Source organism: Ferrovibrio sp. (assembly GCF_046297895.1).
In the GTDB taxonomy this organism is placed as follows: domain Bacteria; phylum Pseudomonadota; class Alphaproteobacteria; order Ferrovibrionales; family Ferrovibrionaceae; genus Ferrovibrio.
This window is the reverse complement of the sequence record NZ_JBKBHC010000003.1, coordinates 156170-169407: the sequence shown is the minus strand read 5'-3', so window position 1 is coordinate 169407 and position 13238 is coordinate 156170. Positions and strand designations below refer to the sequence as shown.

Here is a 13238-nt window from a genome sequence, read left to right as displayed (position 1 = left end):
GGGAGCGGCGGACGAGGCCGGGTGACAGGCCGGGCGACACAGGCCGGGCGGCAGGCCGGCGCCTGCTGCCCAACCGAGGCGGCGAGACCATGGTCGGCCACGGTCGCCACGGTCGAAACGACACCGGGGAGTGATACCGGCAGGCGGGCAGAAACGCAACCAAGCGTACTGCCTGCCAGAACCTAAAGATGGGGACAAATAGCGGGCCCCGTTGCGAAAACGGCGCGCGAAACGGCGGGGCTGCCGGCCGGCTGCCGGCCGCGGACAGACCCCGGCCGGGACCCGGCCAAGCCCACGATTTCGGGGGTTTAAGGTGTGGACAAAGCCCGGTCCGTTTGCTACTTGCTAGCCCGCCCGGCCGGGACCCTTGCGACGTCCCTTTCTATCCTTCGGCCGGCGCACCGGCTTGGGGCCGTAGCTCAGATGGGAGAGCGCCTCGTTCGCAATGAGGAGGTCAGGGGTTCGATTCCCCTCGGCTCCACCAGTTTTCCACCTTGAAAACAATGGTTTCCCCAAGGGGGTAAAACCACTGCCTGCGCCCGGCGGCTGCTTGCCACAACGTTGCCACAACAGCGGTGCGGCATGGCCTCTATTCGCAAGCGCGGACAAGCGTGGGAAGTTCAGGTTCGGCGGCGCGGCCTGCCGTCGGTCACCAAGACATTCCAGAGCCGCAAGACGGCGGAAGCATGGGCTCGTCAGACTGAACAGGAGATCGAGCGCACCGGGGTTGTAATCGACCGTACGTCTCTGCGGGCAATTACGATCCACGATCTATGCACGCGGTATCAGCGTGAAATATCGTCGAAGAAGCGTGCCGGCGACCGCGAGGTCTATTTCTTCCGCAACATCACCCGCAGTCCGCTGGGTCGGCTATGTCTCGATAATCTCCGACCAGAGCACGTGGCTACGTACAGAGACACCCGACTCAAGGTCGTCGGGCCAGCCACGGTCTGCCGTGAACTTGCCCTCCTGCGGCACGTTCTGGAAATCTGTCGCAAGGAATGGGGCTATCCGCTCAATGGCAATCCGGCAAAAGACATCCACTTCCCCCGATTACCGGCGCACCGTACCCGTCGACCGACCAGCGAGGAATTGAGCCGGATTCTCGACGAGGCCAAGTCCTACCAGAACCCACTGGTTGCTTCCCTGATCGTGCTTGCACTGGAGACAGGGATGCGTCGCGGGGAACTGATTTCGGCCCGATGGGATGGCCTGAGCATGCAGGATGCGACCATCCACCTGCCGATAACCAAAAATGGCCACCCCCGTCTCGTGCCGCTGTCGCCGCTCGCGTTGGCGACGATCTCCACGCTTCCACGAACCGCCTCTCGCATTCTGCCGATGACGAGTAACGCGGCCCAACTTGCATGGCAACGGATCACAAAACGTGCCGGCGTGCGGAATCTGCACTTTCACGACCTCCGGCATGAGGCCATCAGCCGATTCTTCGAACGGGGGCTGTCAATAACCGAGGTCGCGACAATTAGTGGCCATCGCGACTTCAGGATGCTTTTCAGATACACCCATCCTCGCGCGACCGATATTGCTCGGAAGCTGGCGAATATTCACCAGACACTTCAGCCATGACCGTCGGCTTATACCCAATATCAGATATGGTCGGCCACTAGACCAAAGCCTACATTCACTTAGAAAAGCACGTCATTCCGACGCACCGCCCCTAAGTGCCCGGCCGACAACACGACCGGGCAATTCACCCAACAAGCGGTCTGCGTCGGACCCTCCGAGCGAACTGTGATAGGACTCATCATAGCTGTACGTCATCCCATTTCCCGACTTCGCACCATCGACTTCATGAAGATGTCGCGTCAGGAAGCGATGCGAACTCTTCAACACCTTGAATCGAGCGTAAGATGCTTGTCCGTTCGATACTCATTGGAATATCAGAACAGGCTGCGCCGTTGTCTAAAACGTCTCGCAAAAATCAGCGCACTAGTTCGCCACGGCCATCCAGTCGGATAATCGAAACGTTTTTGGCCGAAAATATTTTCCACTAGTATCATTGAGCTGAGACGGCGGCATTGCGTTGAGAACGGACCGAAGATTCCGCGGTCACCGCTAACGTCTGATCGACATAGGTTGGATTCGCGGACTCGCCGTCCGCCTTGGCCCGGCCGACCTCCATCGGCTGGGCTTTTTTGAGTATTCGCCGGACGACAGAACGCGAAATACTCGGTATCGAATTCCGCGTTGGGCATAGTCTATAGAAGCTATGTATAAGTCATTAGCGAAGCAGAAGTCTTATATAACTAGCTATAAGAGCCTTCGCTGTTCGCGAGACGGATTAAAACCAAGCGACGCCGCCTCGCGGCGCTAGTCGATGTAGCGAGGCCAACACGCCCCCCCGGAGGGGTCGTGTTGATAGCATGGGACTGCCGCCCCACGCCCCGCACCCCGCCGCGCCGCCGCCGACTGGGCAGCAGCTTCGAAAAGGATACATGTCAGATGAGCGTTTGCTTCTGTCCGACTAAGTAGATCGTGACGGAGCGAAGCCGTCACGCCTCTTTGTTGCGGCGGTGGCTTTTGCAAGAGCCACCGCCAGTCAAGCGCGAAGGGGCAACGAAGAGGATTGAACCATGTATCTCGACGCAAAGGGGTGGTTGAAAACCACTCGGGCGGATGACGCCGCCATTTTCATCATGCTTGCGCAAGTTGCCGTCACGAATCCTGTCATGTCGCAAGCTGAGCGGCGCAGCATCAACAACATCAAGTACCGATTGGTCCGTTGTGGATACAATCTTTATGACAGCGAACTCGATGATCTTCGCCGCGTTGTCGCTCGGGCTGGCTATACTCCGCAGATTTTGGTGACGCGTGATGAATCCGACCACGATTCCAAAGATCTGAACTATGCGCGGCAGTTTAACACCGCCAAAGCAGAGCGGCGCATGACGCATCTCTTGGAGGTTCTGAACGAACCGATTCCCGGCGTGAATACTGTAGTGACCATGGATCAGTTCATGGACGACTACGTGAAGTCCATGACCGGACCAGACAAGTCCGATGCGAAGCCAAAGGCGAAAGCGTCGTCGTCACCGAGCAGTGGCGGAAGCATCGACAAGGAAGTCTTCGGGGCCTTGCTTATACGGTTGAATGGCCTGACTGCACTAGTTGAGGAACTGCACGAAAAGATCGACCGCCTTGAATCCAGTATGGACCAACGAGGTCAATTCCTTTCGCTTGCCGCTACAGCAAAATAACTTTTACTTTCCTTGGGCGGGCATTTCATACGGTACTGCTGCGTCGGCACGGGGCGTTCCGAATGGAAACGGTGTTCACCATTGGGTGCATATGCTTCGACGGGATGTTCATCAAGCCACTATCATTCGGAGCGCTTGCGCCCCTTCGGTAGCAGCGCGGGGGCCGGTTCACCCGGCTTGGGCTTGCGAAATAGTTCCGCGATGTCCGCCTCTAGGGCCTTCGCCACCCGGCTCAGCACTAGCACGGTCGGGTTCTCGATACCCCGTTCGATCCGGCTGACATGGGTCCGGTCTATTCCGGCGTCAACGGCTAAGTCTTCCTGCGACAGAGCCCGTTCTACACGGAGTCTGCGCACGTTTCGGCCAACAATCTTGCGTACATCCATGCCGTCAAGGCAGCACCTTGAGGCGTATTAAACCACGGTGTATACTCACGTATTATGACACATCGAGAGGGAAGGCTGACTGCCAATGTCAGAAGAAACGCCGGCTCACACTAGCAAGCAGAATGTGCCCACGGACAAAATTGGATTTGGCCATGTAGCCCGACTGGCATTCGTCGCTTTCGCCACTGTGATGGCCGGATACTGGCTGCTGAAGCCGTACGTGAATTTCGACGGATGGTTCGAAAGCGCCTATGTCAAAGAGTGCAAGGCGCTCATCGCCCAGACTGACGGCGTTCGCGGATTCCGTGCCGAGTTCAGGCAAATCGAGACTGGCGAGACCTACAAGATCGGAGAGCCGAGCCGCACGACCGGACACTATACGGCTCTCGCGTTGACCTACGGGCAGGCTCATGAGGTCGTGTATTGCCATGCCGACATCGCCAAGAACTTCACCAAGGCCGAAATCACAATCCCCCAGATCGGCTGTCTTCGCTACTTCCCGACGGGCCAGCGGGAAGTCGGCCCTGCCTGTTAGTCATTTAGATCATCCCCTGCTCCGTCCTCCCTGTGAGGTATTCATGCATTCTCAGATGTTCGTCCGGATCGGCGTGGTCCTCGCGTGCCTGATCTGGTCGTGTGTTTCGCTAGCAGGTTCACGCGAGGAATACCGCGACACCAATAACCGCTTGCTTGGGCATGTGACTTCCCAAGCCGACGGCAAGGCGGAAGCCCGCTCAAGCTCCAACCGGCTTCTGGGCATCTATGATCCCTCCCGCAATGAGACCCGACGAGCCAACGGCACCCTCATGGGGCGTGGCAACATGCTGGCCGTCCTCATTTACGAAGATGCACGGGCGCAAGGTCTCGTTTCGAATGGCCGGCCGCTATCGGATATTGCTGAACAGAAGCATCGTGAACGGATCGAACGCCTTGAGACGGAAGGCAACCGCCCAATCGTTCTGCCGGAGGTCGCCGCGCGACAGGCCCGCATGGGTCTGTATGTGACGCAGGAGGACCGACGCCGGACCATCGATGCGTATCAGCTAGCCGGCGAGGATCGCGGCCGGGAGTACTTTTGGAGCAACCCGGCGACCGGCAATGCCGGCTCGATTCTTCTGTTCGCGGATCAGAAGTTCAACGACACCTACATGCATGGCAAGCTAGTGCCTTGCTACCGGGGCCGGATGTTGCTTCACGCAGGGGGTGAAACGGATGAGCAGCGGCAGGTCATCTGCAAGCTGCCGCATAACGGTGTCTGGACGACCGTTCAGACCGAACTTGATTAAGCCAGATCGAGTGGAGGACCGAATGCTCAAACTGAAGATGCTCCTGCTTTCAATATCTCTGATCGCTCCGCTCTCATGCTTCGGCTGGTCCGCACCTGTGGCGGCTGAGCCGACCGATCCGGACGACCCGCGTGCACTCGACAACGTGTGGACGCGGACACTGGTGGTATTTCCTCAAGCGCCAGACGTTTACTTCTACCGTGCCGGTCAGAACCTCGATTACGCCATCGAGCAATACGCACCGAAGAACCTGCCAGCCTTGATTTTCCTGCATGGCTGCTCCGGTTTGAGCATATCGTCGACTCAGACGACAAAAATGATCCGTTCGCTGGCCGAGGCGGGGTTTGTCGTTTTCGCACCAAATTCGCTAGATCGGCCTCGCAAGACCTATTGCTACAGCCCCCAGCAGCTTTTCATCGACACCACATCCATCCCGCAGCGGCTCGGTGAACTCCGCTACGTGCTGGAGCAGATCAAAAAAATGGACTGGATCGACCAGAGCAATCTGTTCGTCGGCGGGCACAGTCTCGGCGGCTGGACCGTCACGCAGTGGACCGGCAACGACTTCCGGGCAGCCTTTATAACGGGCGCGACCTGCCAACCGACGACACGGATGCAGCAAAAGCCGGGTGTTCAATTGCCGCTTGAGACGGCGGTTATCTCGCTGCTCGGTTCAAGCGACGAGTGGTTCAACTACAATCTGATCGCCAACAACTGCGGCGGCTTCCCTGAAATGAAGGACAAGCCCAATCGTAAGTTCATGCTCTTGAGGGGAGTGTCACACGACGTGACGGAAGACCCCGCCGCTATGCCCGCGATTATCGAGTTTCTTAAAGCGCATGCTTCGCGGCCTATTGAACCAGTGAAGTAGCGAACAAAAAAATTGGCTAATTGCGATACTCCGGTTCCGGTCAGGCCGGGCAGTAAGAAAAATTTCGATTTCAGGAAGACTCGCCTGAGAAAGACGAAAGAAATTTGATTTTCAGGGGATTTCGTCTGGGTTGGGTCAAAGAAATTTGAGCACCACGTCGAGCCGGACGCCATGATGGCTCCTGAGCGGAGAGTCAGAGTGACGCATCGTTCCAGTGAACGGGAGTCACATCATCGCGTTAACGGCGACTCAATATGCTCTTTAGTCGCTGCCAGCGGTAATCTTGCATCAGGTCGGGCCTAGCATTGCCAATGAGATCAAGGATTACACCAAGATCATAGGGCGCATGCCTAGGGTCATCCGGTACCATCCGATGCAACAATGCAAGCGTTGCCTCCGGAAAGTCCTTGGCAGGATGATTGTCTTCGTCCTTTAGGCGATGCAGAAAAACATCGAAGTTTTCAACTGCTGCCATCAATGGAATTATTGTTTCAACAATGTCTGGAAAGTCATTACCCGCGTCTTCAAGCAATGAGGCGAGAGCACGGGAAACCTGCGGCGTGCGGAATCTCGCCTCTAACGGCCATGCGCGAAGAAGGAAGGGTTTGATAAACGCCTTCCACTTATCTTCAATTTCGACCCGGTGAGCTAGAAACCAGACCACTTGAGAGCGGCCTTCGTCGGTTGTGGCCTGAAGTGCGGATCGCGCCTCGGAATAGCTAATGTATGCGCGCTCACGTTGGCCCCATAGGCACCCAATCACCAGAAAATGGTGCAAATGTTCGCCGGCGGGACTACGCCACTTCCACGTCTGGATAAAGCTGAATAGCTTCAAAAAGTCCTTTTTGAGAAGCCCAAATAACTTTGGTTCAGGTGGGACTGCAGCATGCAAATGCCCATTCCATGCTGGCTCGGAAAACTTGTTGTTCACATCAAAGAGGGGCACCAATGTGCGCTTAACCCACGCATGGTCGATATGATTTAACCAGAGAAGATGCGCAGTCACGGTGGAAATGGCGTGGTCCGCCCCTTCGCCGGGACATTTGAAAAGTGCGGCCAGTCGATCTTGAAACTCAATTGGAATTCCGGCATCCCGCTTCAGGTCGAGATCGGACAGAATTTTCAGTAGTACCCCTGTCATCTGTCCAATCGGGCCATTGAGTGCGTGATCATACGTGCGACGCGACAGGTTTAATGGAGTCCCGCCGATTAACGTATCACCAAGGCTGCTACTAGTTGCGGTTTCATCAGCGGAAAGAAATCGCTCGACAACCGAATCCCAGATGATAAGCGCTCGGGATCGTGAATTTTTAGCTAAGTCTGGCAAAAACTTGCCGCACCACGCCGGAATTGCATAGCGCAACTCCAGAAAAATGCTGTCTGGAAGACCACAAATTCGCGATCCAACCGAAAGTAACAGCCTGTCGCTAGTTCCTTCTGGCCAGTAGGATAAAGCGGTTCCCCACAATCGTACGTCATACCGCTTCTTCCTTGCCTCATAACTCAGTGCGGAGAATGCTCGGAACGGTCGCTGTTCGACTAGTCCCCGAAATGGCTCTCGGGATATGAACTCGGCAAACGGTCTTTCAGTGGAGCGCTTGGCTTGTTCGATAAGGTTCCTTAGCGGAACGTTCAATATTCTTGATGGGTCGGAGTCCGTTTTTATCCAGCCGCCTCTAGGCTCATGAGCATCATCAGCGCCAATATCCCATGATGGATTCCAGCGAGGGTCAGCTTTACGCAGGACTGGCAAAATCTTTTTAGTACTGGGTGATAATGCGCAGCCATTGTGAAGCAGCCAGCCCAACAGTGCCGCCGATCTGATTAAGCGTCTTTGCTCGTACGATCTTTTCTTTTCGCCCAACCAGCGCGGCGGCCCCTTCAAAACCCGCTGCTCAATCAGAAGCCGGTCCGACCTTGAGAACCTAGCCCACCGCTCCCGCAGGGTGTGCAGAAGCTCTCGCTGATGATAGAATTCCCAGAAACCCTCATCGGACAGGCCAAGCAGTCCGGAAGTAGCTTCTGCCGCGCTGAATATCTTTGGCTGTCGCCAAACGTATATCTTCAGTTTGTTGAAGAAGTATTTCTCACTATCGGGCCAATTTCCCACTTCCGCCTTGGCTTTCGCGGGATACTCTTTGCAGTAGCGGTCGTACAGGGAGACAAACCAGAGCAGGAATGCGTTTGTGTCATTTATGTGAGTATCACGTCGATTCCGCATATCGACGTCGAATGTAGTGGTTCGCCAGTATGGAGGATTAATGTCAGAAAGCAGGCTGGCGGCAAGCTCCAGACTGCGTCTCATACTGACAATGACCTGAGGAAGAATTGTCTTTGGGATAGCGATCTTGTCCGATGAACGTGCCGGAAGGGTGACATCGAAGTCAACCACGGATCGCACCTGAAGCTCGCTCCAATCCTTATTGGGTGGATAGTGTCGTTGATCCCATGGTCGTTTTGCCGTCAGTCGGGGGGCAACAGTATGGTCAAACTCACGTAGTGTCTGGTTTTCCCAACCCCAATTTTTGAGTTTTCTGGCAAACTCGAACCATCGGTAGTCATCGTCATGCCGTGTCGCTAGGCGATACATCTCCGCCAAGAGCGACCATACTTGGCGCGCTTCTTTGTGAAGCGAGTCCCCGTGCTGTTCCAGCCACCAGTTTATCCTATCCAGCAGGACAGGATGCAAACAGAGGTATCCTGCGGCCCACCAAGCCGTGGTTGGGTCATTCAATGATTTTCCAAACCACCATGCGATATGATGCAAGCGTGCTGGTAATTCGACCGGCATGCGTGGCTGCATGCCAGCGAGTCTTGTGTTGTTGGTCTTTTCGTCGCTGAAGAGCGGTGAGAGGAAGTCCTCGCCAACCTGTTCCGACTTTCCATTTTCATTTGGTGGCCTTGGCGGATCATCATCCAAACCGTACGCCACCAAAGGGTCAAAGCCTTGCTTGTCGAGAATTGGCTTAAGTGGTTCTTGATAACGGACAAGCCGATCAAAAACACATAGCCAATCAGCGGGTGGAATTGGCTCGGAATTGGCAAATAACCTAGCACCTGCTGGCGAGCGTATCAGCGATACTACTTGCCCCCTTTCATGCGGAAGTAGATTGCGCGGCCCTCTGCCCGCTATTTGAATGACGGATTGACACCAGCCTTCGTAGTCATCGGCTCTATCAGCCCATGCTCGCAACGTATTCCACAATGCTGAATGCGCTTTATCGGAGCGAGGGTAGGCTAGCGGCGTGACGCCACGGTCGCGCCAGCGAGCACTTACCTCGCCTTCATCGCCCTGATCGAACGCATAGATGGAAGCCGTTTTCTGATCGCCACGGGCATGCAGTCCCTCCAGAAGATAGCGGACCGGGGGGTCAGTTGCCGAGTATCCGACCAGCACGATGATGTATCGTCGCAATAGCTCACGAACGAACCGGGTTGCCCATCCATCTGCAAGATAGGCGCGCCCGAAATCAGCACTGCTCAGAACCAAGCCACGCTTTGTTGACCGCCCGGCCGGCTGATCTGATCGTCTGCCATGCAGGTAGACCAAGCCTTCGAAGGGATGGCCACTCGAAAGATCGGGAAGATTTGGCGGTGAATATGTTCGGACGGTTTTGTCCGCGCGCTCGAACAACAGATCGAAATTGGTGGTCACGAGCTGTAAATCACGAGCCGCATTCCGGGACAGACGAAGTATGGTTTTGTGCTGATCCAGTTTAACCTTTGCAGGTGTCTTCAGCAGTTTACTGACAATATCTTCGACTTCAGCGGACCCATAATCTTGTTGAAGCAATGTAAAGACTTGATCGAGCGGAGGGGCGTATTCGCGATCTTCCGATATTCGCTTCAACAACATCCGCGATTTTGAGTCTGCGGGACTGCCCAGCCTCGATATGACCTTCTGTGCGAGCGCGTAGAAATCCGGCAGGCCCGCTGGAAAGGAGACCCCGGCACCGCAGAAAAAGACGACATTCCCGTCATCTCGCGCGGTCAACAACTCATCGGGAATGCTGGGGCCGTCAGCAAGGAAGCGCATGGGTCAAGCGAATCGGTTAGCACCACACCAATCTACCCGTCTAGAAGTGGGCCCTCCAACACTCAATGAGCGATCCCATCATGGATGGGCGGTAACCACTGCCCGGCAGATTCGTATGCTGGAACGACCCCTCCTGCTCCTGATTGGGCCCATCCAGAATCGAAGGGTGGCGCCATAGGGTAGAGCATCTACTACGGAGACCTCATGCCCACCTTCCGCCCGCGCCAGACCCCTCAAAGCCAACGGGACAAAAACCCCTCCCGACGGCCAGCCGCTAAACCCCTGAAAATGGCGGGTCGGACTACCCCGGTTCGGGCCGGGTCAAAACCACCCGTTAATGTCCCGCCCGGCAAACGGGTCGCCCTGTACTGCCGGGTCTCGACCGCCGACGGCCGTCAGACGGTGGCCAACAAGATCGCCGACCTGACCGCCGTGGCCGACCGGCTGGGCTGGCAGGTGACGGAGGTCATCACGGACGAGGCCAGCGGCACCAAGGGCCGGGAAAAGCGGCCGGGCTACGACCGCCTTCTGACCGCCATCACACGGCGTGAGATAGACATGGTGGCGGTGTGGAGTGTCGACCGGCTTGCCCGATCCCTATCTGAACTGGTCGGATTCCTCGCCGAGGTCCAAAACCGGGGCGTTGACCTCTACCTCCACCGACAGGCTGTCGATACATCGACCCCGGCAGGCCGGGCCTTATTCCACATGCTGGGCGTCTTCGCCGAGTTTGAGCGGGCCCTAATCGTTGACCGCGTTAGGGCCGGGCTTCAGCGGGCCAAGGCCGAGGGGCGTCGCCTCGGTCGCCCGGCATTATCTGACACACTCAGGCTGCACGTCGAACATGATTTGAAACAACAGAAGCCAATTCGAGCCATTGCTCGTAAATTCAAGATTGCGCCCATTACGGTTCGCCGCATACGTACGCAATCGGAAAATCCAGTGTAGTGGCGTTTATGCGTTTGCACTTAATACATGCAACGTATTCAAGATATAAAATTGGAAAAACCGCAGAGCTACAGGTACCCATGGGCACTTTCAAGGTCGAACTAAACATCCCGGAAATCGCTTCCGTGAACTACGCAACATTTAGCTCTTACTACATAACTCAAATATTTGGTGGCGGGTTTTCTGACGAAACCCGCACCAACTCTTTGATCGCGCTATATATGCGGCTTGTTGAGAACGCCCTGAGACAATACGAAACAGGTCGCAAGCTAATACATGAAGTTTGGTTCAAGCGAGCGCCAAGCGAGATTCCGATGTCGAAGTTCGTGTCCGCGATGGGTTTCTTCGAAACATGCATAACAAATATGCATCGCGCTACCGAATGTATGATCGCGATACGATCCAGACCATTCGTGCCTCAAGATTTCAAATCACATTTACCAAAGCCGATTCGCTTCATTCAAGAACCGGTAGCCGCTCAGCTACGTAATATGAGAAACGCCATCCATCATTTCGAAAGCGAAATACTTAACGGCAATTTGCCTGAAGGATCGCGCGTCCTTTTACATGTTGATGGGCCAGTAACCAAAGTTGGGGACGACAGCAGAAAGGTCATTGAACACATCGAGCTGGGTGAGAACTTGATCAAACTCTCAGAGTTGAGCAATTGGCTCAGTGAGATGTATCGGTGCGCCCATCAAATCTGTCTCTATAAAAAGCCATGAAGAAATTTAAATCATCACCGGCTCGCCGTTCAGCCCTGCTTGATGATCTTGAGGATGCGCTTCGCAATCGACTTCCCAACCTCGGTTGGGACTGCATTGCCAAGCTGCCGTGTCGCCGCCTTCCAGCTTCCTGACACGACATAGTCGTCAGGCATGCCCTGCAACCTTGCCATCTCTCGGATGGTGAAGTAGCGCACGTTGCCATTGCGGTTCACAACCATGTTTTCGCCACCCGGCACGCCATGATCGCCAGCCTTTAGCGCTTTCGCTGGCTCATCCATGCAACTGCCCGTGTGATTCGCATAAGCGCGTGCGCCGGGATGCTGCCAGTGCCCTTGTATGTCGGGGTTCTTTTTCGGATCGGGCAAATCTCCAATCACGTCCCGGACAGTAACCCAAGGTTTTTCTTTGGGAGGCTCCTCAAGATTCTTTACGCGCCCGAAGGCCTGAAGTTCAGCCATCGAAGATGGCGTCGCTATCCTTCGTACGCCGTGCCGGGCCCAGTAACCCTGATCAACATGCTTTGCCCAAGCAAGTGCTTCAATGGAGTGCGTCGCAGCGGGAAATTCCCACTCATCTCCGAATTCGGCTGCTACCCCGATAACGATTGCTCTGTGACGCTTCTGAGCTGCGCCATAGTCTGCTGCATTAATGCCCCGCACCAGAACCCGGTAAGCTCTATTGTTGCCCTGTTTACTAATAGAGTGCGCCTTCAAACGAACAAGATGGGACTTCCACCTTTCACCCGTCTTTTTCTGAATATGAGGATAAGTGAGTTGCAAGGTGATGTATTCCAGATAGTCCTCAAACGCCGGGCGCAGTAGCCCTCGGACATTCTCGAATATGAATGCCTTCGGTCGCGTCTCGCGCACTGCCCGAATGGCTTCAGGCCACATATTGCGCTCATCCTTTTGACCAAGGTGATTCCCGCCAATAGAAAAGGGTTGGCACGGCGGTCCGCCAGAAAGCAAATCAACGTCACCTTTGATGGGACGGAAATCGAGATTGCGAGTGTCGCTGTGCTCGATCTCCCAGTCTTTAATATGCGGCACGCCTTGACGCTTGTTCTCTTCAAGCGTCTTCACCGAATCTGCATCCCACTCGACCACGAGATCATGCTTGAAGCCTGCCCGCGCCACTCCAAGCGCCAAGCCGCCACAACCCGCGAATAACTCCACGCTACGCATCTAGAAATTTCCGAATTTTACGCGCCACCTTCGTCAGATCACGAAGCTGGCATTCCCACACAACAAGCAAACGCCAACCCGCCTTCCGAAGCTGTTCGGATACGAGGGCATCGCGCTCCACGTTTTTTGAAAACTTCTCTTCCCAGAAATCCAGCCGGGACTTGGGAACCCGACGCCCTGCTGGGCAGTCATGCCGATGCCAAAAGCACCCATGGAGGAATAGAGCCTTGCGACGGCCGATGAAGGCGAGGTCTGGATTGCCGACGACATCGCGACGATTGAGCCGATAGCGATATCCCATGCCGTGAACAAGTTTTCGAAGAATCAGTTCCGGCTTCGTGTCTCGCGACCGGATGCGGGCCATCCGTTCGCTGCGTTGCTGGGGCGTGAGCGTGTCCATCACACGGCCGCAAGGGTGATGCGTGGTCGACGAGCCGCGAACCTCTGCCCCCCTGAGCGGCAGCGGATATACAGGCCCTTGAAGGCCTCCGTCAGCCAGTCCGATTTTTCGATAAATCGCGGCACGAGCACGACAAATCCCCGAGGTTGCATGATCGTGATGAATCATGCGGGACCCCAAA

General features: G+C 55.7%; 11 protein-coding genes and 1 tRNA gene. 8 read left to right on the top strand and 4 right to left on the bottom strand.

The annotated features are described in order from the left end of the window. Positions 1–408: 408 nt before the first annotated feature. From ACK4FK_RS05760 to ACK4FK_RS05750, 3 genes are all read left to right on the top strand, one after another. Positions 409–484 (top strand) — tRNA-Ala (locus ACK4FK_RS05760). Between the two features lie 98 nt (positions 485–582). Further along, the gene (locus tag ACK4FK_RS05755) at positions 583–1587 is read left to right on the top strand and encodes an integrase (RefSeq protein WP_409742387.1); all 1005 of its coding nucleotides are present in this window, start codon (positions 583–585) and stop codon (positions 1585–1587) included. Positions 1588–2594: 1007 nt separating this feature from the next. Then, positions 2595–3218, top strand: a complete 624-nt coding sequence (locus ACK4FK_RS05750; protein ID WP_409742384.1) for a hypothetical protein — start codon at positions 2595–2597, stop codon at positions 3216–3218. Between the two features lie 122 nt (positions 3219–3340). On the opposite strand, the gene ACK4FK_RS05745 is transcribed toward ACK4FK_RS05750, so the two are convergent. Beyond that, positions 3341–3604, bottom strand: coding sequence for a helix-turn-helix domain-containing protein (locus tag ACK4FK_RS05745; RefSeq protein WP_409742382.1), 264 nt, complete (start codon positions 3602–3604; stop codon positions 3341–3343). A gap of 85 nt (positions 3605–3689) precedes the next feature. Here ACK4FK_RS05745 and ACK4FK_RS05740 point away from each other — a divergent pair, with 85 nt between their 5' ends. The 3 genes from ACK4FK_RS05740 to ACK4FK_RS05730 are packed head-to-tail and all read left to right on the top strand — an operon-like array spanning position 3690 to position 5761. Then, positions 3690–4139 (top strand): hypothetical protein, encoded by a 450-nt coding sequence (locus ACK4FK_RS05740; protein ID WP_409742379.1) that lies wholly within the window; start codon positions 3690–3692, stop codon positions 4137–4139. Positions 4140–4182: 43 nt separating this feature from the next. After that, positions 4183–4890 carry a hypothetical protein gene (locus tag ACK4FK_RS05735; RefSeq protein ID WP_409742376.1) on the top strand — a complete coding sequence of 236 codons (708 nt, stop codon included), beginning with the start codon at positions 4183–4185 and terminating at the stop codon, positions 4888–4890. A 22-nt stretch (positions 4891–4912) separates the two neighbouring features. After that, a complete protein-coding gene (locus tag ACK4FK_RS05730) occupies positions 4913–5761 on the top strand; it encodes a dienelactone hydrolase family protein (RefSeq protein ID WP_409742373.1) in 849 nt (282 codons plus the stop codon). Between the two features lie 238 nt (positions 5762–5999). Here the strand turns inward: ACK4FK_RS05730 and ACK4FK_RS05725 are convergent, their stop codons facing one another. Continuing rightward, positions 6000–9755, bottom strand: a complete 3756-nt coding sequence (locus ACK4FK_RS05725) for an SIR2 family protein (protein WP_409742370.1) — start codon at positions 9753–9755, stop codon at positions 6000–6002. Between the two features lie 405 nt (positions 9756–10160). On the opposite strand from ACK4FK_RS05725, the gene ACK4FK_RS05720 reads away from it, so the two are divergent. Further along, a complete protein-coding gene (locus ACK4FK_RS05720) occupies positions 10161–10745 on the top strand; it encodes a recombinase family protein (protein WP_409743077.1) in 585 nt (194 codons plus the stop codon). A gap of 80 nt (positions 10746–10825) precedes the next feature. After that, entirely contained in the window at positions 10826–11470 is a 645-nt protein-coding gene (locus ACK4FK_RS05715) for a hypothetical protein (protein ID WP_409742368.1), read from the top strand. Positions 11471–11499: 29 nt separating this feature from the next. Here ACK4FK_RS05715 and ACK4FK_RS05710 read toward each other — a convergent pair whose 3' ends face one another. Then, positions 11500–12657: a DNA cytosine methyltransferase gene (locus ACK4FK_RS05710; protein ID WP_409742366.1), complete on the bottom strand. Its 1158-nt coding sequence runs from the start codon at positions 12655–12657 to the stop codon at positions 11500–11502. Next, complete coding sequence (locus ACK4FK_RS05705) at positions 12650–13225, bottom strand: very short patch repair endonuclease (RefSeq protein ID WP_409742363.1); 576 nt, start codon at positions 13223–13225, stop codon at positions 12650–12652. Before ACK4FK_RS05705 ends, ACK4FK_RS05710 begins: the two co-directional genes overlap by 8 nt. Positions 13226–13238 lie beyond the last annotated feature (13 nt).